General features: G+C 76.4%; 20 protein-coding genes. 14 read left to right on the top strand and 6 right to left on the bottom strand.

From position 1 onward, the window contains the following. Positions 1–74: 74 nt before the first annotated feature. Complete coding sequence (locus AMK13_RS33785; protein ID WP_049655012.1) at positions 75–344, top strand: hypothetical protein; 270 nt, start codon at positions 75–77, stop codon at positions 342–344. On the opposite strand, the gene AMK13_RS33780 is transcribed toward AMK13_RS33785, so the two are convergent. After that, on the bottom strand, positions 308–3604 hold the full coding sequence (locus AMK13_RS33780) for a sacsin N-terminal ATP-binding-like domain-containing protein (RefSeq protein WP_079272739.1): 3297 nt from the start codon (positions 3602–3604) through the stop codon (positions 308–310). The genes AMK13_RS33785 and AMK13_RS33780 overlap by 37 nt on opposite strands. Positions 3605–3828: 224 nt before the next feature. Further along, positions 3829–4710 (bottom strand): DUF3027 domain-containing protein, encoded by an 882-nt coding sequence (locus AMK13_RS33775; RefSeq protein ID WP_049659506.1) that lies wholly within the window; start codon positions 4708–4710, stop codon positions 3829–3831. Between the two features lie 572 nt (positions 4711–5282). Between AMK13_RS33775 and AMK13_RS33770 the strand changes: the two genes are divergently transcribed. The 4 genes from AMK13_RS33770 (at position 5283) to AMK13_RS33755 (ending at position 8862) form a co-directional block, all read left to right on the top strand. Further along, entirely contained in the window at positions 5283–6635 is a 1353-nt protein-coding gene (locus tag AMK13_RS33770) for an MFS transporter (RefSeq protein WP_049659510.1), read from the top strand. 73 nt (positions 6636–6708) lie between these two features. Beyond that, complete coding sequence (locus AMK13_RS43140; RefSeq protein WP_049659504.1) at positions 6709–7239, top strand: hypothetical protein; 531 nt, start codon at positions 6709–6711, stop codon at positions 7237–7239. 10 nt (positions 7240–7249) lie between these two features. Further along, positions 7250–7999, top strand: coding sequence for a futalosine hydrolase (locus tag AMK13_RS33760; protein ID WP_074005465.1), 750 nt, complete (start codon positions 7250–7252; stop codon positions 7997–7999). 11 nt (positions 8000–8010) lie between these two features. After that, positions 8011–8862 (top strand): 1,4-dihydroxy-6-naphthoate synthase, encoded by an 852-nt coding sequence (locus tag AMK13_RS33755; RefSeq protein ID WP_079272738.1) that lies wholly within the window; start codon positions 8011–8013, stop codon positions 8860–8862. A gap of 49 nt (positions 8863–8911) precedes the next feature. Here the strand turns inward: AMK13_RS33755 and AMK13_RS46165 are convergent, their stop codons facing one another. Continuing rightward, on the bottom strand, positions 8912–9295 hold the full coding sequence (locus tag AMK13_RS46165; RefSeq protein ID WP_049658465.1) for a cold-shock protein: 384 nt from the start codon (positions 9293–9295) through the stop codon (positions 8912–8914). Between the two features lie 470 nt (positions 9296–9765). Here AMK13_RS46165 and AMK13_RS33745 point away from each other — a divergent pair, with 470 nt between their 5' ends. Further along, positions 9766–10005: a hypothetical protein gene (locus AMK13_RS33745; protein ID WP_049658468.1), complete on the top strand. Its 240-nt coding sequence runs from the start codon at positions 9766–9768 to the stop codon at positions 10003–10005. A gap of 45 nt (positions 10006–10050) precedes the next feature. Here the strand turns inward: AMK13_RS33745 and AMK13_RS33740 are convergent, their stop codons facing one another. Further along, positions 10051–10680 carry an HAD family hydrolase gene (locus AMK13_RS33740; protein ID WP_049658472.1) on the bottom strand — a complete coding sequence of 210 codons (630 nt, stop codon included), beginning with the start codon at positions 10678–10680 and terminating at the stop codon, positions 10051–10053. 99 nt (positions 10681–10779) lie between these two features. On the opposite strand from AMK13_RS33740, the gene AMK13_RS33735 reads away from it, so the two are divergent. The 4 genes from AMK13_RS33735 (at position 10780) to AMK13_RS33720 (ending at position 14807) form a co-directional block, all read left to right on the top strand. Then, positions 10780–11823 (top strand): FecCD family ABC transporter permease, encoded by a 1044-nt coding sequence (locus AMK13_RS33735; protein WP_049658474.1) that lies wholly within the window; start codon positions 10780–10782, stop codon positions 11821–11823. Beyond that, positions 11820–12914, top strand: coding sequence for a FecCD family ABC transporter permease (locus tag AMK13_RS33730; RefSeq protein ID WP_074005464.1), 1095 nt, complete (start codon positions 11820–11822; stop codon positions 12912–12914). The genes AMK13_RS33735 and AMK13_RS33730 overlap by 4 nt, the downstream gene beginning before the upstream one ends. Continuing rightward, on the top strand, positions 12914–13732 hold the full coding sequence (locus AMK13_RS33725; protein ID WP_074005463.1) for an ABC transporter ATP-binding protein: 819 nt from the start codon (positions 12914–12916) through the stop codon (positions 13730–13732). Before AMK13_RS33730 ends, AMK13_RS33725 begins: the two co-directional genes overlap by 1 nt. An 85-nt stretch (positions 13733–13817) precedes the next feature. Continuing rightward, entirely contained in the window at positions 13818–14807 is a 990-nt protein-coding gene (locus tag AMK13_RS33720) for an ABC transporter substrate-binding protein (RefSeq protein WP_074005462.1), read from the top strand. On the opposite strand, the gene AMK13_RS33715 is transcribed toward AMK13_RS33720, so the two are convergent. Next, positions 14768–15634 (bottom strand): AraC family transcriptional regulator, encoded by an 867-nt coding sequence (locus AMK13_RS33715; protein ID WP_079272737.1) that lies wholly within the window; start codon positions 15632–15634, stop codon positions 14768–14770. The two genes, AMK13_RS33720 and AMK13_RS33715, sit on opposite strands and share 40 nt — an antisense overlap. 65 nt (positions 15635–15699) lie before the next feature. Here AMK13_RS33715 and AMK13_RS33710 point away from each other — a divergent pair, with 65 nt between their 5' ends. Next, positions 15700–16287: a TIGR03086 family metal-binding protein gene (locus tag AMK13_RS33710; protein ID WP_074005461.1), complete on the top strand. Its 588-nt coding sequence runs from the start codon at positions 15700–15702 to the stop codon at positions 16285–16287. A gap of 103 nt (positions 16288–16390) precedes the next feature. On the opposite strand, the gene AMK13_RS33705 is transcribed toward AMK13_RS33710, so the two are convergent. Further along, entirely contained in the window at positions 16391–17266 is an 876-nt protein-coding gene (locus tag AMK13_RS33705) for a LysR family transcriptional regulator (protein WP_074005460.1), read from the bottom strand. 107 nt (positions 17267–17373) lie between these two features. Here AMK13_RS33705 and AMK13_RS33700 point away from each other — a divergent pair, with 107 nt between their 5' ends. The 3 genes from AMK13_RS33700 to AMK13_RS33690 all read left to right on the top strand — a co-directional run bounded on the left by AMK13_RS33700 (position 17374) and on the right by AMK13_RS33690 (position 19649). Beyond that, positions 17374–17736, top strand: a complete 363-nt coding sequence (locus AMK13_RS33700) for a nuclear transport factor 2 family protein (protein WP_049657787.1) — start codon at positions 17374–17376, stop codon at positions 17734–17736. Positions 17737–17886: 150 nt separating this feature from the next. Further along, complete coding sequence (locus tag AMK13_RS33695) at positions 17887–18426, top strand: hypothetical protein (RefSeq protein WP_074005459.1); 540 nt, start codon at positions 17887–17889, stop codon at positions 18424–18426. Next, a complete protein-coding gene (locus tag AMK13_RS33690) occupies positions 18423–19649 on the top strand; it encodes a sensor histidine kinase (protein WP_074005458.1) in 1227 nt (408 codons plus the stop codon). Before AMK13_RS33695 ends, AMK13_RS33690 begins: the two co-directional genes overlap by 4 nt. Positions 19650–19664 lie beyond the last annotated feature (15 nt).

Below are 19664 nucleotides of genomic sequence, written 5' to 3'. Positions count from 1 at the left end.
CCGCCGGCCGGCCGCGCCACCGCGTGACAAGCCCCCCGCGCACACCCGATGATGACCCCGGAAGGGGGTGCCGAATGGCACGCAGGGGTGGGGACCTGGAGGCGTTCATCGCCTTCCTGGGCGGCTTGGCGGCGGCCGGACTGGCCGCCCTGGCGATGGCGGGCGTCGGGCTGACCGTCCGGCCCACGCCCGCGCTGCGGACCGCCGCGCTGGTGACGCTCGGCGCGGTCTGGCTGACCGCCACCACCGCCGTCTACCGGCGGCTGCGGGCGCGCACCGACCGGCCGACCGGTGCGCGCCGCGGGGCTCAGCCCTCGAAGTCCCGGGCGGCCGAGAGCTCGTAGGCGCGGTCGGGCTCGCTGAGCGCGGCCAGCACCTCGAAGCGGCGGTGCCACTGCCCGACCGACCAGGCCAGCCCGGCGGCGAGGCCCTCCGGGGTCGCCGCGTGCAGCAGGCCGGGCACCGGCGGGACCTCGAACTCGTCGTCCTCGTCGCCGGCCTCGGCCAGCTCCGGGTCGTACGGCGGCTCCGGGGTGTCCGCCCCGGTGTCCCAGCGCCAGTCCACCGCCGCCTCGCCGCCCTCCGGCCCGACGACCAGCAGCTCCTCGTGCTCCTCGTAGGCGACCGGGCAGCCGGGCAGCAGCTCCCGCACCACCGCCGGGACCCGGTGCAGCACGCCCTCGGACAGCACCCGGCCGCCCGCCACCTCGCTGGCCAGCGACACGTGCAGCCGCTCGGCGAGGTCGGCGGCCAGCGCCGGGGCGACCGGCAGCAGCGGGTACGGGTGCAGCAGCTGGACCAGGTCGGGGGCGTCGGCGACGACCGCCTCGGTGGCGTCCACCACCACGGTGTGGGCCGGCCGGCGCCCGGTGTCCGGGTCCATCGGCGGCAGCGCCCGCACCACGTCCAGCGGCTCGATCCGCTCGCGGTCCACCCGGGCCAGCGCGGTGTGGATGCCGTGCAGCTGGCGGTGGCCGACCTCGGCGTCCGGGTCGGTCATCCGGTCCAGCACCTCGTCCGGCCCGTGCGGCTCGGCGAGCAGCGCGGCCAGCGTGGTGCGCACCCCGAGCGCGTGCAGGAACTGCTCGTCCAGGGTGGTGCGGGCCTCGTCGTACAGGCCGCGCAGCAGCGGGTCGGCCCCGGCGGCGCGCAGGCCGGCCGGCTCACGGCCCGCCAGCACCGGGTGGTCGCGCAGCCACCAGGCGGTGTACGGCGGCAGGTCGGCGTACGAGCCGTCCGGCAGCAGGGTGCGCACCGGGCCGACCACGGCCTCCCGGTACGGCGGGCGGGCCAGCGCGGCGAGCGCCTCCGGCCAGGCGTCGTCGTCCACCAGGTCGAGGTCGCGCACGGCCAGCAGCTCGGCGGCGACCGGCGGGACGCCGACCGCCTCGTCGGCCTGCAGCGCCTCCAGCGCGTCCTCGGCCCACTCGGCGAGCCCGTCCGGCGCCTCGTCCAGCAGGCCGGTGGGGTGGCCGCCGGCCGCGCGGTCGGCGGGGACGGTCGGGTCGAGCCGCTCCAGGTCGTCCGGGTCGAGCACCACGTCCTCGGCGCGCACCAACACGAAGTCGGCCAGCACGCCGACCGCGGCGAGCACCTCGGACCCCCAGCGCTCCAGCAGCTCGTCGTCCACCCAGCCGGCGTCCTCCTCGCGGGCGAGCGCGGCGAACGGGCTTCCGGGCAGCACGAGTTCGCCGGCCCGGGCGGGCTCGCCCTCGTCGTCGAGCAGCGCCAGCCGGGCCAGCCAGGGGTGGGCGCCCGGCTCCGGGGCGGCGGCCTTCACCAACGCCAGGACGGCGTCGGCGAGTTCGAGCGCCGCGTCGAGGTCGTCCTCGGCCAGCTCGTAGGAACGGGCGACGGCGGCCCGCGCCTCGGGGGTGTCCAGCACCCCGGCCGGGGTGGCGGTGCCGGCGCCGAGCCTGGCCAGCAGCGGGTGGGCGGCCTCGGGGTGGGCCAGCCGCAGGTCGAGCGCGGCGAGCGCGCCCGCGAGCGACCCGGGGTAGCCGGGGAAGGCCGCCCAGTCGGCGTCCTCGGAGGGCAGCAGGACGCGCCGCGGCCCGGTGACCGTCCGCCCGTCGGCGAGCGGGACGGGCAGCGCGCCGAGCGCCTCCGGGTCGGCCGCGCCGAGCGCCGCGTACAGGTTGCGCCACCACGCGGGCTCGCGGTCCAGGCCGCCGAGCTGGTCCACCACCTCGGCCAGCGGCACCCGGCGCACGTTCAGCACCCGCAGCTCGGCACGGCGCTCCAGGCCGGCCGGCAGCAGCCCGGGGAAGATCGGCGAGAGCGCCTCGACCACCGAGCCGTCCGCGCCCTCCAGCAGCGTCGCGTCCCGGGGCCGCAGCGCGGGCGTGCCCTCCTCGACCGGCGCCGGGTGCGGCAGGAACGGCGTGTCGGGCAGCCGGGAGAGCACCCCGGCGCGCAGCGCGTTGTCCAGCGCGCCCTGGCCGAGCGGGGCCGGGACGAGGCCGAGCGAGCCGAGGTCGGCGCCACGGGCGCGCAGCAGCTCGGCGTAGCTGTCGGCGGCCCGCTCGGTGAGGAAGTCGGCCAGCGGGCCGGGGGCGACGTGCCGGCGGGTGGAGTCCAGCGGGTAGGAGGCGATCAGCAGCGCGGGCAGGCCGACCGGCTCGTCGCTGGGGGTGGGCGCGTGCAGCACGGAGGCGATCCGGGGCCGCTGCGGGGCGCCGTCCTCGCCGACCGGGACGGCCCAGGTCACCGTCCAGTACGGGCGGGCGCGCTCCTCGGTGGGCCGGTCGGCCAGCAGCTCGGCGGCGAGCGTGCCGGAGGCGCCGGCGGTCTGCCAGACCGTCCGCCGCGGCCGGCCGTCCGCGTCGTCGGTGACGGTGACCTCGGTGACCCCGTCCGGGCGGGTCTCGGCGGCGTCCCGGGTGAGCGTCCGGACGCCGTCCGGGGTCTCCACCACGACCTCGTGCAGGCCGGGCAGGGTGAGCAGCAGCGCGTCGTCGATCCCGGCCAGCAGACGGCGGGTCAGGTCCTCGGCGGCCGCGTCCCGCAGCGGCAGCACGACCACCGTGTCATAGCCCTCCGGGGCGGTGCCCTCGGCCGCGAACGGCAGCCGCAGCAGCGGCACGTGGCCGTCCCGGCGGCGCAGCTCCTCGGCCAGCTCGGGCTGGGCCCCGGCCAGCGACCGGGCCTCCCCGAGCGACCAGCGCACCCCGCCGCCGGCGCCCAGCACGGCGGGCTCGTCGGTGACCGCGAGGACGGCGGCGAAGCCGACCCCGAACCGGCCCACGGCGGGCGCCTCGCCGCGCTTGGAGGAGGCGCGCAGGGTGGACAGCGACTCGACGGCGGCCGCGTCCAGCGGGGCGCCGGTGTTGGCGGCGGCGAGCACGCCGTCGGCGAGGGTCAGCCGCAGCCGGCCGGGGCCGTGGCCGGCCCGGACCGCGGCGTCGGCCGCGTTCTGCGCCAACTCGACCACCAGGCGGTCCCGGTAGCCGCCGAGCGCCAGCTCCTCCTCGGCGTTGGCGTCCTCCCGGAACCGGGACGGCGAGGCGGCCCAGGCGTCCAGCACCCGCCGGCGCAGCGCGGCGCTCCCGAAGGGGTCCGCGAGGTGCTCGTCCGTGCCGCTGCCGATGATCCGAGGTTCCACTGGACCTGCCACCTTCCGCTGCCCTGTTCGTCGTAGGGCATTCTTCCCTGCCCCACCGACTGCTCCCGACCACGGACCCCGCCGGCGTCGGCCCCGGGCCGGCGCCGACGGCGCCCCCGCCACCCGCCCGGAGCCGCGCGGAACCGTCCGGACAGCACCGCGGCCCGCACCGGTCGGTGACCAGTGCGGGCCGCGGAAGACAGACCCGAGGGAAGGCCCGGGGCTCAGGAGTGGCCGAGCTCCTCGGCCGGGCCGTCGGGCTCGACGGAGCCGGAGGCGCGGTCCGGGTGCAGCGGCAGCGGCTCGACCACCAGCTCGTCCAGGATCAGCTCGGACGGCGCCGGCGGAGCCGGGATGACGGCCGCCTCGGAGTGCCCGCCGCAGCCGTACGCGAAGGAGACGATCTGGCCGTCGGCCGGGCCGAACTCGTTGCCGCACACGCCGAAGGCCTGCCCGAGCGAGCCGCCGATCGGCACCAGGAAGCCGCAGCTCGCGCACGAGGCCGGGGCGGCCTGCGCCATCGGGGTCTGCGGGCCGTGGGACTTCTCCCAGCGCTCGGCGGCCAGGTGCAGGCCGAGCCGGGAGAGCACCCGGCTGCGGCCGAGGCCCAGCTCCTCGGCGACGGCGTTGATCCGGGCGCGGGCCGGAGCGGGCTGGACGTGCGGGTCGGTGACGACCAGGTCCTCGTCGTCCACCAGGGCGACCGCGGAGTTCGGCGCCGGCTCGTCCTCGCCGGTCCAGCCGGGCTCCAGCCGCAGGTCGTCGGCGCCGGTGGGCAGCAGGTCGCCCGGGCCCATGTCGCCGGGGCGCAGCCGGTCGCTCCACGGCACCCACTCGGGGGCGAGCACCGCGTCGGCGCCCGGCAGCAGCACGACCTCGTCCAGGGTCACGTTCTTGGCGCGCGGGGCGCGGGCGACGGTGACCGCCCAGTGCCAGCCGCGGTAGGCCGCGTCCAGGCACTCGAAGGTGTGGGTGACGACGCGGTCGGCGTCGGCCTGGACGCCCAGGTGCGGCCCGACGGCCTCCGCACCGACGGCCTCCTCGGCGGCCTGGCGGGCGAGTTCGACGGCCTCGGCACAGAGCCGGTCGGGGGTACGGCTTCGCATCGCAGCACTCACGGCGTCGATTCTCTCCCAGTTCTTCTGTCGCCCACGGCGTGTTGCCTGTTCCGTCGCGGCTCGGTGTCCCTCGTCCATTCTGCGCGACCGGGAGCCCCCTCGGGTACCGGCCGCGCCGCTCGACCGGCCTGCCGGCGCCCCGGCGCTCCGGCGGGTCGACCTTGGGCAGGCTACCCGTCGGCCGGTGCCCCGGCACAGTCCGGGGCGGACACGGCCGCTCCGGGGCCGCGCCGAGCGGAGTCCGGTCCCGCGTCGGCTCGGCGTTTCTGGGGCAGGATGGGCTTGTGGCGGACCACGACCCGTCGCAGCACGCACTGCGCGCCCCGCAGGCCGGCAGCCCCGACCAGGCGGACGCCGTGCCGCGACAGCAGCCCCCGGTCCCCGGCGCGGACGAACCGCAGCCGGCGGACGGCCCCGAGGCGCCCGCCGGCCCCCCTGACCGGCCCGGGAACGAGGCCCCGGAGACGCCGGGAGCCCCCGACCGGACCGCGCGGCAGCCGGACGGGCACGGGGACGAGGACGAGTTCGGGGACGAGGTCCCCGAGCCCCGCCGGCACTTCCTGGTCCGCACCGCCTCCGCCGCCGGCTCCCGCACCGGCAAGGTGGTGCACGGCACCGGCCGGCGGATCCGCCGGGCCACCGCCGCCGAGGGCGCGGGCGAGTCCGGCCTCGCCAAGCTGATCGAGCTGCACGCGCTCAACTCCTTCGGCGACATGCTGATCACCATCGCGCTGGCGTCCACCATCTTCTTCTCGGTGCCCACCGGCGAGGCCCGCGGCCGGGTCGCGCTCTACCTGCTGATCACGATGGCCCCGTTCGCCCTCCTGGCCCCGGTGGTCGGCCCGCTGCTGGACCGCCTCCCGCACGGCCGCCGGGCGGCCATGGCGATGGCCATGCTGGCCCGCGCCGTGCTGGCCTGGACGATGGCCGGGGTGATCGCCGGCGGCGGCATCGCGCTCTACCCGGAGGCGCTCGGCGTGCTGGTCGCGTCCAAGGCGTACGGGGTGGTGCGCAGCGTGGTGGTGCCCCGGCTGCTGCCGAGCCGGCTGTCCCTGGTGAAGGCGAACTCCCGGGTCACCCTGGCCGGGCTGCTGGCCACCGGCGTGGCCGCCGCGGTGGGCGGGCTGCTGCACCTGATCGGGCCCGGCTGGCCGCTGCGCGGCGCCTTCCTGGTGTTCGTCGTCGGCACCCTGATGGCCTTCCACCTGCCGCCCACGGTGGACTCCGCCAAGGGCGAGCAGCGGGCCGTCCTGCACGCCGAGGTGCACGGCGAGGGCTCGCACCTGATCCACCACCGGCCGCCGCCGGTCAAGGCCTCGCTGCGCACGGTCGGCCCCTCGGTGATCCTGGCGCTGCGGGCGATGTCGGCGATGAAGTGGCTGGTCGGCTTCCTGGTGATGTTCCTGGCCTTCCTGCTGCGGGAGGAGCCGATCGGCGGGCTGCGGCCGACGGTGGCGCTGGGCCTGGTGGCACTGGCGGCCGGGACGGGCAACGCGCTGGGCTCGGTGCTCGGCTCCTGGCTGCGCACCCGGGGCCCGGAGGCGACGGTCGCCGCGATGCTGCTGCTGGCGACCTGCGTGACGGCGGCGGCCGCGCTCTGGTACGGCGTGGTGACGGTGGTTCTGGTCGCCGGGGTGGCCGGGATGGCGGCCTCGCTGGGCAAGCTGGCGCTGGACGCGCTGATCCAGCGGGACGTCCCGGAGGCGGTGCGGACCTCGGCGTTCGCCCGGTCGGAGACCCTGATGCAGGTGTCCTGGGTGGCCGGCGGCGCGGTCGGCATCCTGCTGCCGCTGAACGGTGAGCTGGGCCTGTCGATCGCCGCCGGGGTGGTCGGCCTGGCGCTGCTGTGGACGCTCCGCTCGCTCTTCCGGGTGGGCCTGCGGCGGCACCCGGCGACCCCCCGGGTGGCCTGAACGGGGCGGTGCGGCAACACGCGGTGCCTACCCCCGCGTCGCGTGATCGGCCCGGCCCGGTAGATTCTGACGCATGAGCCTCAATTCCCGTGCCATCGCCGCCCTCGGCGCCGTCGTCGTGGTCGGCGCCGCCACGGTGGGCACCTCCGTCGCCATCGCCGCCGGCCAGACCGAGCACATCTCCCACCAGGCCACGCTCACGGTGGGCAACTCCTCGGTCGTCGCGCAGCCGCTGTGCTGGAACGGCGGCAGCCCGCTCACCGAGGACCAGCAGCAGCAGTGCCAGGAGGACGCGACCAAGGCGCTGAAGGACGGCTCGCTGCCCTCCTCGGACGTCGTGGGCAGCGACCGGGTCGGCGTCGGCGTCTCGCCGAACGTGGCCGACACGGGCTGGTGGGCCTTCACCAACGGCGGCTCCGCCAACCAGGGCGGGCGCTACAGCCTGTTCTCGGCCGCCAAGGGCCAGACCTGGTCCGGCGCCCAGGCCGCGGGCAAGCTGCTGAACTCCAGCGGCAAGACCGTGGTGACCGTGGTCGAGGGCGACCCGAACCAGGAGGCCCCGATCGCCGTCTGGTACTTCCAGCTGAACACCCAGGACAGCTGACGGTCCCGCGATGACCGCGCACGCCGTCGCCGACGGCCGGGGCGAGCGGTCGGACCCCGCGGGGGCCCGGCTGCTCGTCGTCGTCGCGGTCGCCGCCGAGGCCGAGGCGGTGCTGCGCGGCCTGCCCGGCGGGTCCGCCGCGCTGCCGCTGCCCGGCGGCACGCTGCACCGGGCCCTGGCGGTGCCGGTGGACGTGCTGGCCGCCGGGGTCGGCCCGGCCGCCGCCGCGGCCGCCGCCGCCACCGCGCTGGCGGCCCACCCGTACGCCCTGGCCGTCTCGGCCGGGATCGCCGGCGGCTTCGCCCCGCTCGCCCCGGTCGGCGTCACCGTGCTGGCCGACGCGATCGTGGCCGCGGACCTCGGCGCCGAGACCCCCGAGGGCTTCGCCGACGTCACCGAGCTGGGCTTCGGCACCGTCCGGCACACCCCGCCGCCGGCCGCCGTCGCGCTGGCCGCGCGGGCGCTGGACGCCGTGACCGGCCCGGTGCTGACCGTCTCCACCGTCACCGGCAGCGCCGAGCGCGCCGCCGCGCTGGCCGCCCGCCACCCGGGCGCCGTCGCCGAGGCGATGGAGGGCTTCGGCGTGGCCGAGGCCGCCGCCCGGTACGGCGTGCCGGCCCTCGAACTGCGCACCGTGTCCAACCCGGTGGGCCCGCGCGACCGGGCCGCCTGGCGGATCGGCGAGGCCCTGGGCGCGCTGGAACGGGCCTTCGCCGCCCTGCCCGTCCACGAGCTGGCATCCGCACCACGAATCGATTGAGGAGGCCGGCCGTGGCTGAACGGCTGAGCATCGCGTACTCGCCCTGCCCGAACGACACCTTCGTCTTCCACGCCTGGGCGCACGGCCTGGTGCCCGGGGCGGACGCCCCCGAGGTGACCTTCGCCGACATCGACATCACCAACGGGCAGGCCGAGCGCGGCGAGCTGGACGTGCTGAAGATCAGCTACGGCGCGCTGCCCTGGGTCCTGGAGCAGTACGCCCTGCTGCCCTGCGGCGGCGCGCTGGGCCGCGGCTGCGGCCCGCTGGTGCTCACCCTGCCGGGCGTGGACTCCCCCGCCGACCTGGCCGGGAAGACCGTCGCGGTGCCCTCCGAGCGCTCCACCGCCTACCTGCTGTTCCGGCTCTGGGCGGCGAAGGCGGTGCCGGGCGGCTTCGGCGAGATCGTCGTCCTGCCGTTCCACGAGATCATGCCCGCCGTCCGGGACGGCCGGGTGGACGCCGGCCTGGTCATCCACGAGGCCCGCTTCACGTACCAGCAGTACGGCCTGCACAGCCTGGCCGACATGGGCGAGGCCTGGGAGCGGGAGACCGGCCTGCCGATCCCGCTGGGCGCGATCGTCGCCCGGCGCTCGCTCGGCGCCGAGCGGCTGCGGGAGATCGCCGACGCGATCCGCTCCTCCGTCCGACAGGCCTGGGCGGACCCGGCCGCGAGCCGCGGGTACGTGCTGGCGCACGCCCAGGAGATGGACCTGGACGTCGCCGAGCAGCACATCGGGCTGTACGTCACCGAGTTCACCGAGGACCTCGGCGAGGAGGGCTACGCGGCCGTCCGCGCGCTGCTCACCCGGGCCGCCGCGGAGGGGCTGGTGCCCCCGCTCGACCCGGGTGCGCTGGCGTTCTAGAGCGTTCCGACTTCAGGGCGGCCCGGCTCCAGGGCTGTCCGGCTCCCCGTCAGACGTCGAAGTTGTCGGCCACCGCGCGCAGCAGGCCGGCCAGCTTCTGGCCGGTGGGCTTGGCGGGGTAGCGCCCGCGCTGGAGGCCGGGCAGCACCGCGTCCAGCGTGGTGATCAGGTCCTGGACGATCGGCGCCATGTCGTCGGCGCTCCGCCGCTGGGCGGCGGCCACCGAGGGCAGTGCGTCCAGCAGCTGCACGGCCATCGCCTGGTCCCCGCGGTGGCCGGCGACCACGCCGAACTCGACCCGCTGACCCGGCTTCAGCGACGTGACACCGTCGGGCAGCGCCTTGGTGTGGACGAAGACGTCCCCGCCGTCGTCGCGCGACAGGAAGCCGAAGCCCTTCGTCTCGTTGAACCACTTGACCTGGCCGGTGGGCATCTCGAACAGTCCTCGAATGGGTGTGAGGGATCCCGGCCCTGGCCGGGGATCACTGGGTGGTGGGGAAAGGCGGCCGACCTCGGCTCGGCGCCCGTGGGCGCTCGTGGCCGGCACGCGGTCAGGAGCAGACTAACCGTCCGTCACTGCCTCATCCGCGTTCCGCGAGGGACCCGCGTTCCGAGGCCCGGTGGGGGCGGCGGGAACGGGATCTCGCGGTCACGGGCGACCCGGCACTGGCACGGCCGGGGCGCGGCTCCGCGCGGTCCATCGGCTCACACCCCCGGGTCTGAGGACGCGGGGCGCACCTGTAGCGCCCCTCGGCACCCCGTGCATACCCCCGCTCAACAGGGATCAAAACGTTCAGCTGCCGGGAAACTGCGCAACGTGACCGGCCCGCTCCGGTGGGCCTCCCTGTCGGCCGCTCTGCCAGACTGGGGGCAGTTCCGACCGGCCCGTAGGAGTGAGCAGACGTGAGCAGCCAGAGCGCCGACCCCGGCGACGTGTACGTCAAGGCCGGGGTGATCGTCTTCGGTCTCGGCGCGCTCGCCACCCTGGTCACCTTCGTCCCGCTGTTCCTGCACCTGACGCCGCTGCCGACGGCCGCGTACTGGCTGAGCATGCTGATGCCGGCCGGCTTCCTGGCCGCGCTGACCGGACTGCTGCTGAACGCGCGGGCCCAGCGCCGCCGGATCGAGCCGGTCGAGTCCTGAGGCCCTCCGGCTCCTGAGGCCCGCGGGCCTGCTCCGTCGCCCGCCCTAGCGGTCGGCGAGGTGCCCGGCGAGCCAGTCCGGGAAGCCGGTGAGGTCGTCCAGCACCACGTCCGCGCCCGCCTCGTGGAGTTCCCGCGCGCTGTACGGGCCGGTGGGCACGCAGACCGCGAGGGCGTCGGCGTGCCGGGCCCCGCGGATGTCGCCGAGGTGGTCGCCGACGTAGACGCTCGCGCCGTGCTCGCGCAGCGCGTCGCCCTTGGTCTCCGCCCACAGGTCGCCGATCACGGTGTCCGCGGCCAGCCCGGCGTGCTCCAGGTGGAGGCGGGCGTTCGGCTCGTACTTGCCGGTGATCACCGCGACCCGGCCGCCGTGGGCGCGGACCGCCTCGACGGCGGCGTGGGCGCCGGGCAGGGCCACGGTCGGGGCGAAGGCGTGGTCGCGGTAGAGCTCGCGGTAGCGGGTGACGGCCCGCTCCACCTCGTGCTCCGGGAACCAGTTGCGGATCTCGTCCAGCAGCGGCGGGCCGAGCCGGGTGACCACCAGGTCGGCGTCGATGGGGGTGCCGGTCTCGGCGGAGAGCGCCAGGTAGGTGGCGCGGATACCCGGCCGGGTGTCCAGCAGCGTCATGTCGAGGTCGAAGCCGACGGTGAGCGGGGCGGGTGAGGTCGCGGGCATGCCGCCAGGCTACCCAACGGGTGCCCCGGGCCACGAGGCGATTTGCCCGGGCTTCACGGCGGAACTTAGGTTTGCCTGAGTTGTCAGCGGAGAGGGCCCATGACCGACACCAGCGCACCGCCCGGTGCGCCCCGCGCGCCGTACCGCGCGCCGCGGCGCCGAATACTGTGGCTGGCCGCCGCACTCGTCGTGCTGGCCGCCGCGGTGCTGCTGAGCCTGGCGGTCGGCAGCCGGACCATCCCGTTCGGCGACACGCTGGACGCCCTGCTGCACGGCGGCGACACCGCGAACGCCGTGGTGGTCCGCGAACTGCGGGTGCCGCGCACCGTCGTCGGGCTGGCCGTCGGCGCGGCGCTCGGCCTGGCCGGGGCCGTCATGCAGGGCCTGACCCGCAACCCGATCGCCGACCCCGGCATCCTCGGCGTCTCCCAGGGCGCGGCGGCCGGCGTGGTGGTCGCCATCTCCGGCTTCGGCGTCTCCACCCTCACCGGGTACGTCTGGTTCGGCTTCGCCGGCGCGGTGATCGCCACCGTGCTGGTGTACGGGCTCGCCGGGCGCGGCCGGGGCGGGGCCACGCCGATCAAGCTGGCGCTGGCCGGCTCGGCGACGTCCGCCTTCATCGCCTCGCTCAACACCCTGGTGCTGACCACCGACGCGGCCACCATGGACCAGTTCCGCTTCTGGCACGTCGGCTCGCTCTCCGGACGGACCTCGGACGTGGCCTGGCAGCTGCTGCCGTTCCTGGCCGTCGGCACGGTGCTGGTGGTCGCGGTGGCGCGCGGACTGGACGCGCTGGCGCTCGGCGACGACACCGCGAAGGGGCTGGGCGCCAAGACCGGCCTGGTCCGGGCGGTCGGTGCGCTCGGCGCGACCGTCCTGACCGGCTCGGCGGTCGCGGCGGCCGGCCCGATCGCCTTCGTCGGCCTCGCCGTCCCGCACGCGGCCCGCGCGCTGGCCGGCGCCGACCACCGCTGGATCCTCGCCTTCTCCGCCGTCCTCGGCCCGGCGCTGCTGCTGCTCGCCGACACCCTCGGCCGGGTCCTGTTCCCGCCGTCCGAGGTCCCGGCGGGCGTGATGACGGCGCTGGTCGGCGTCCCGGTGCTGGTGGCCCTGGTCCGCCGCCGCAAGGTGGTGGCGGCATGACTTCCGTCCCCGGTACGAGCTCCGTCCCCGGCACGGCATCCGTCTCCCGCAAGGTCTCGCTGCGCGGCTACACCGTCGTCCGGGCCGGGCGGGCGTCGTTCCTGGTGCACCGGCGCTCGCTGGCCGTCACCGTCGGGCTGCTGGTGGCGCTGGCGGCGACCGTGGTGGCCTCGCTCTGCCTGGGCGAGTCCACCGTCGCGCCGTCCGAGGTGGTCAAGGTGGTGCTCGGCCGGCCGAGCCCGCACGAGCTGGTGGTCGGCGAGTTCCGGCTGCCCCGGGTGGTGGTCGGGCTGCTGGTCGGCCTGGCGCTCGGGCTGGCCGGGGCGCTGATCCAGACCGTCGCCCGCAATCCGCTGGCCAGCCCCGACGTGGTCGGCGTGACCTGGGGCGCGACCGCGACCGTGGTCGGTCTGATGGCGTACGGCGTGGTCGGCTCGACCGGCCAGGCCCCGTACGCGGCGGTGGCCGGCGGCCTGGTGGCCGGGCTGCTGGTGTACGCGCTGGCCTGGCGGCGCGGCCTGCACGCGCAGCGCTTCGTGCTGATCGGCATCGGCATCAGCGTCGCGCTGTCCTCGCTCACCTCCGTCTTCCTCACCAAGGGCGACGGCTTCCAGGCCCAGGCCGCCAAGGTCTGGATGACCGGCAGCCTGAACGGCGCCGGCTACGACCAGGCCGACTGGCTCGCCTGGGTGCTGCTCGCCGCCGTGCCGGTCGCGCTGTGGGCCGCCCGCGCCCAGCGGTCGATCTCCTTCGACGACGCCACCGCCGTCGGCCTCGGCCTGCGCCTGGACCGGATCCGCCTCGGCATGGCGCTGCTCGGCATCGTGCTGGCCTCGTGCGCGGCCGGGGCCGCCGGGCCGGTGGACTTCGTCGCGCTGATGGCCCCGCAGATCGCGCTGCGGCTGGCCCGCTCGGCGCAGGTCCCGCTGTTCTGCTCGGCGCTGACCGGCGCGCTGGTGGTGGTCCTCGCCGACCTGGTCGCCCGACGGCTGCTGGCTCCGACGGAGCTGCCGGTGGGCGTGGTGACCGGCCTGGTCGGCGCGCCGTACCTGATGTGGCTGCTGATCCGATCCCGCCGTGGAGGTTCCTGATGTCCGAACACCGCCTGGAGGCCCGGGGCCTCACCCTGGCCTACGAGGCGCGCACGGTCGTCGAGGACCTGGACGTGGCCGTCCCGGACGGGCGGGTGACGGTGATCGTCGGCCCGAACGCGTGCGGCAAGTCGACCCTGCTGCGGGCCCTCGGCCGGCTGCTGAAGCCGGTCCGGGGCGCGGTGCTGCTGGACGGCGAGGAGCTGGCGCGGATCCCGACCAAGCGGATCGCCCAGCGGCTCGGCCTGCTGCCGCAGTCGCCGTCCGCCCCCGAGGGCATCTCGGTGGCGGACCTGGTCGCGCGCGGCCGCCAGCCGCACCAGAGCTGGTGGCAGCAGTGGTCGCCGGAGGACGAGGCGGCGGTCGCGGAGGCGCTGGAGCGCACCTCCACCGCCGAGCTGGCCGAGCGGAGCATGGACGAGCTGTCCGGCGGCCAGCGCCAGCGCGCCTGGATCGCGATGGCGCTCGCCCAGGGCACCGACATCCTGCTGCTGGACGAGCCGACCACCTACCTGGACATCGCGCACCAGGTGGAGGTGCTGGACCTGGTCCGCCGGCTGAACGTCGAGCGCGGCCGGACGGTCGTCGCGGTGCTGCACGACCTCAACCAGGCCGCCCGGTACGCCGACCACCTGGTGGCGATGCGGGACGGCCGGGTGGTGGCGCAGGGCGCGCCCGGGGACGTGGTGACGGCCGAGCTGGTGCGGGAGGTGTTCGGACTGGACTCGGTGGTGGTGCCGGACCCGGTGACCGGCACGCCGCTGGTCGTGCCGGGCGCCCCGTGGGCGGCGCTCGCCCCGGACGCCACTCGCGCCTGACGGCCCGCGCTTAACGGCACTTTAGGTGCCATTTCGGACATAATCGACGGCGCCCCGACCCCACCGCGCCGCCAGAGGACCGCCGATGCCCCGGATCTCCCGCCGCACCCTCCTCACCGGCCTCGGCGCGGGCGCGCTCGCGGCGGCCACCGGCTGCACCGCCGCCCGGCGGCCGGCCCCGGCGACCGCGGACGGCCCCGCCGGCGGCGCCTCGCCGTCCCCGACCCCGGTGCCGCCGGTGACGGTGAACGCCGCCACCGGCCCCGTCGTGGTGCCGGGCGCGCCGATGCGGGTGGTCGTGCTGGACACCGACGTGCTCGACTCCGCGCTGACCCTCGGCATCACCCCGGTCGGCGCCGCGCTCCCGGCCCGCGACACCCGCTACCCCGAGTACTGGCCGACCTCCCGGACGGCCGGGATCCGGCTGGTCGGCCCGGCCGGCTCGCCCGACCTGCCGACCGTACGGGCGCTGCGGCCGGACCTGATCCTCTCCAACCAGACCCGCGACGGCGACCGCTACGAGCAGCTGCGCGAGATCGCCCCGACCGTGCTCACCCAGACCGCCGGGGCGCCGTGGAAGGCCGACTTCCAGCTGCACGCCCAGGCGCTCAACCGGGAGGCGGCCGCGGCGGCCTTCGCCGGCGCGTACCAGAAGCACGCCGGGCAGGTGGCCCAGGCGCTGGCGGCGGCGAGGCTGTCCGGGCGCAAGGTGAGCCTGGTGCGGTTCGTGGAGGGCGGCGGCATCCGGCTGTTCGGCCGGCAGAGCTTCCCCGGCACGGTGCTCGCCGACGCCCAGGTCGGCCGGCCGGACGCGCAGAACGTCGACCAGTCCGACACCGAGATCCCGTTGGACCAGATCGCCAAGGCCGACGGCGACCTGCTGCTCTACGCGACGTACGGCGATCCGGAGCTGTCCGGGGCCAACGCCGCCCTGGCGAGCCCGGGTTGGCAGGCGCTGGGGGCGGTCAAGGGGCACCGGGCGTTCCCGGTCGACGACCAGCTGTGGTTCCAGGGGATCGGGTACACCGGGGCCAACTACGTCCTGGACGAGCTGCAGCGCTTCCTCGGAGCCTGACCCGCCCCCGCGTAGCGGGCCGGGGGCACGCCGACGGCGGCGGCGAAGTCCCGGGTGAGGTGCGCCTGGTCCGCGTACCCCAGCTCGGCGGCGAGCGCGGCCAGGTCCAACCCGCCGTCCGTCCCGGCGCGTTCGGCGGCCTCGTGGAGGCGGGCCCGGCGCAGCACCCATTTCGGGGAGGCGCCGACGTACTCGGCGAACAGGCGCTGGAGGCGGCGGACCGTCAGGCCCAGCTCGGCGGCCAGCGCGTCCACCCGGCACAGGTCCGGCCTGCCGGTGATCCGGTCCACCATCGCGGCGACCTCGGCGGCGACCGGGTCGGGCTCGGGCAGCCGGGGGCGGAGGAAGGCGTCGGCGAGGGCCGCGGGACTGCCGGACGCCCCGAGGACCTCCGCGTTGAACCGGTCGGCCCCGGGCCCGAAGTACTCGGCGGCGGGCACCGACCGGTCGGCCAGCCCGCTCACCGGGTGCCCGGCGAGGGCGCGGAAGGCGCCGGCCCGGAACCGCGCGCCCAGCACGTGCCCCGCGCCCTCCAGACGGCGGACGAAGAGCGAGCGGTCCACCCCGTACACGCGCGCCCGCGGGGCCTCGAAGACCAGGTGGACGTTGGGGTGGGCGAGCACCTTCTGCTCGTACGCCGGCAGGCCGCGCAGGTCCCAGCGGACCAGCCAGTAGTACTCGACGAACCGCGCCACGGCCGGGTCGGGGACGAGCCGGTCCACGGTGATCAGCTCCGCCGCCCGGGCGGGGTGGAGCACGCCGCGGCCGAGGCCGGGAGCGTCCGGGGGTTCCAAGGGGTCCAGGGGGTCCAGGGGGTCCGTGCCCATGCCGCCAGGCTAGCCGTCGCGTTTCTTCAAGACCGGCCGGTACGGCCCCGCGCAGAATCGGCGCCATGACCGCCCACCCGATGCACCCGCTCCTGGCCCGCGCCGCCTCCGCCGCCGCCGCTGTCGCCACCGCCGTCCCGGCCGACCAGCCCCTGGACGCGCCGACGCCCTGCACGGAGTTCGACACCCGTGCGCTGATCAACCACTGGGTGCTCTACACCTCGCACGGCCTGGAGCACCGGGCCCGGCGGGTCGAACTGCCCGAGGAGCTCGGCGCGCGGGACTTCACCGTCGACGCCGACTGGCGCTCCGGCTACGCGGCCCAGCTGGAGCGCGCCGTCGCGGCCTGGGCGGACCCGGCCGCCTGGGAGGGGGACGTCGACCTCGGCGGCGCCCCGGTACCGGCGGTCGGGATCGCCCGGATGCTGGTCCTGGAGCTGCTGCTGCACGGCTGGGACGTGGCCCGGGCGACCGGTGGGCGCATCGGGGTCGACGAGGAACTCGCCCTGCTGGCCGGGGAGATCGTGGCGGAGAACGCCGAGCTGTACCGCCGGTACGCGGGCTTCGCCGAGTCGGTGGCGCTGCCGGAGGACGCCTCCGCGTGGGACCGCGCGCTGGCCGCCTCGGGGCGCGATCCGCACTGGAAGGCCTGAGCTCCGGTCGACGGGCCCGCCGGCCCGCCCGCGCCGGTACGGGGGGACGGCGCGGCGCGGCGGGCGGCGCTCAGGCCGGGCGCATCACTGCGGCGGGCGGCGCTCAGGCCGGGCGCATCGCCGCGGCGAGCTTCGCGCGCAACAGCCGTACCGCCGGGGACTGCTGGTCGCGGCGGACGACCAGCCCGAGCCGGGCGCAGGTGGCGGCGTCGGCCAGCGGGACGGCCCGCAGCCCGGCGCCCGTGGCGGAGGAGGCGCTGAGGACGGCCACGCCCGCGCCGCGCTCGGCGAGCCGGAGCAGGGCGGCCGGGGAGCTGGCCTCGATGTCCACCCGCGGATCGAGGCCGAGCCGGCGGCAGGAGTCCTGGTAGGCGGCGCGCAGGCCGGTGCCCGGGGGGAGGCAGAGGACCTTCTCGCCGCGCAGGTCGGCGAGGCGGAGCCGCGCCCGGTCGAGGGGGTGCCCGGCGGGGACGACGGCGGAGATCGGCTCGTCGACGACGACGGTGTCCTCCAGCCCCGGGGCGGCCTCGCCGGTGTAGCCGATCAGGGCCAGGTCGAGGGAGCCGGCCAGGACCTGCGCCTGGAGGTCCTCGGAGTGCCCCTCGTGCAGGCTGAGTTCGATGCCGGGGTGGCTGCGGCCGAGGTCCGCGACGGTGTCCAGGAAGGGCGGGATCGAGCAGCCCATGATCATGCCGAGCCGGACCCGGCCGCGGACGGCGTCGGCGAACTCGGCGGCGGTGTGCTGGATGGCGTCGAGGGTGGCCAGGGCGTTCCTCGCCAGCGGGAGGACCGCCTCGCCGACCGGGGTGAGGCGCACCTGCCGGCCGGCCCGGTCGAGCAGCTGCTGGCCCAGTTCGCGCTCCAGCTTGGCCACTTGGGTGCTGACGCCGGACTGGCTCACGTGCAGCCGGGCGGCCGCGGCGGTGAAGGTGCCCTCGTCGACCACGGCGGCGAAGTAGCGCAGCTGGTGCATCTCCATGGGCGACGACGATAGGCGACCGGACCCCTGCGGCATAACCGGAAGAGATGGACTCCATCCGATCCATCTGTTGGACGGATGGGTTGGGTGCTCGGGAGGATGGCGGCATGACGACGACGAAGACCGCGCGTGAGCTTGCCGAGACCTACTTCACCGCCTGGGAGGCGGGCGACTTCGAGACCGTCCGGGGCCTGCTGGCCGACGACGTCGACTTCGTCGGCGCGCTGGGGACGGCCTCCGGGGTGGAGGAGGCGCTGGCCGGGCTGAAGGGGCTCGGACAGGTGCTGGAGAAGATCGACGTGAAGGTCCGGGTGGCCGAGGGCGACGAGGTGATCACCTGGTTCGAGCTGCGCACCAGCATCGCCCCGCCGGCGCCGACGGCGAACTGGATGCACGTCGAGGACGGGCGGATCACCCGGATCCGGGTGACCTTCGACCCGCGCGGGCTGCTGGCCGGTTTCGGCGGCTGAGGGGCCTCGCGGCCGCCCGCGGGACGCCTGCGGGGGGCCGCGACCGACCCCGCTCGGTCACTCACCCGAGCAGTCATCCCCCGCAGGCGACGCGGGACGGGGCGCGCTACCACTGGGTGAAAGCCCCCACTCCCCTCCGGGAGCCCCACCATGAGCGAATCGACGATCCCCGCGCCCACCGTCGGTGCCACCGTGCACCACGTCGAGTCGGACGGGAAGGCTGGTCCGGCCCTCGCCCACGGCATCCTCCTCGGCCCCCGCACTCTCCTGGTGCCCGATCCGCCGCGCACGGTCGGCGACCCGTGGCAGAGCCTCGCCGTCCGCATCACCGTCGCCCCCGACCCGGGCGACGGCACCGAGGCCCTGCGCGTGGCCGGCATCAGCCTGGCCGCCTTCGCCACCGACGACGTCCGCGGCGCGGCGGCCTTCCTGACCCTGCTCACGCCGTCACGGCACGCGCCCGCCCCCGGAGAGGTCACCCGGGACCGGCTCAACGACACCCTGCGGCAGTACCGCGGCGACCTGTGGGCCGCCCACGCCGCCCTCGGCTATCCGGTCCGTCCACCGGAGCGCGCCACCCCGCCGGAACCGTGGTGGTCCGACATCCCGGTGGAGGGGTTCCGGGAGTTCGACGACAACTGGTGCTGCCTCGGCTCGAACACCTCGTGCTGCCGGGAACTCCGGTTGTGACGGAGGTCGCGACAGACGGCGTCCGCCGCCGGGGGTCACCGACCGTCACGGCGGCGGACGCCGCGCTGGCACTGGCGGTCACCGTCCCCGACGTCTTCTTCTACGCGGCCCCGCTCGCGACCGGGACGAACGTCCGCGACCAGCTGCTGCTGTCCGCGTTCGCCGTCCCGGAGGCCGTCGCGCTGACCTTCCGCCGACGGTGGCCGGAGGCGGTGTTCGCCGTCGTCTGGGCCGCCGCCGTGGGCGCGGCCCTGCTCTCCCTGAACAGCGGCTTCGCCTTCACCCCCTTCTTCGGCGTACTGCTCGCGCTGTACACGGCGGCCAGGCTGAGCGGCCGGCCCGCCTCCGTCGCCGCCCTCGTGCTGACGGCCCTGCCGATCGCCCTGGCCATCTGGTACCCGATCGCCGACGGGGCGGTGCCTCCCTCCCGTCGGACGTCGTACCTCGTCAGCGGCATCGCCTACTTCCTGCCGATCACCGCCGTCGCCTGGGGCGCCGGCCGCCGGGTCCGGGCCGCCGCCCTCGCCGCCGAGCGCGACCAGCGCGAACTCGCGCGCGCCCGCCAGGCCGTCCTCGGCGAACGCGTCCAGATCGCCCGGGAGTTGCACGACATCGTGGCCAACGCGGTGGCCGTCATCGTCATGCAGGCCGACACCGCCCGCTGCACCGCGCCCGCCGACGCGGACCGGCTGGCCGGCACCCTCCGCGACATCGAGGAACTGGGCCGCAACGCGATGGCCGAACTGCGCCGCATGCTCCGGCTGTTGCGCACCGCCGACGTCCCCATGACGGACGGGACCGGGCGCCACGGGCTCGCCGACCTGGGCCCGCTGCTGGAGGACGCCCGACGCGCCGGGATCCTGATCGACCTGGAGGTGCGCGGCACCCCGGCCCACCTCGACGACAGCGTCGACCTGACGGCCTACCGGCTGGTCCAGGAGGCCGTCACCAACATCATCAAGCACTCCGGCGCCGGCAGCCACGCCTCGGTGCGGATCAGCTGGTCCGAGGTGCTGACCCTCGACGTGGTCGACGACGGCGCGGGCCGCCGCCCCGAGGCCCGCCGGGGACTGTCCACCGGGCACGGCCTGCTCGGACTCGCCGAGCGGATCGCGCTGTTCGGCGGCGAGCTGACCGCCTCGCCCTACCGCACGGGCTTCCGGGTCACCGCCACCCTGCCGCTCTCCCCGCCGCCCTCCCCGCCGCCCGGCACGGCGGGCTGACCGGCCACGGCGGCT

It is taken from the genome of Streptomyces sp. CB02056, assembly GCF_001905545.1.
Taxonomy (GTDB): Bacteria; Actinomycetota; Actinomycetes; order Streptomycetales; family Streptomycetaceae; genus Kitasatospora.
Note: the sequence above shows the minus strand (reverse complement) of the source record. Positions and strands in the feature narration are given on the sequence as shown.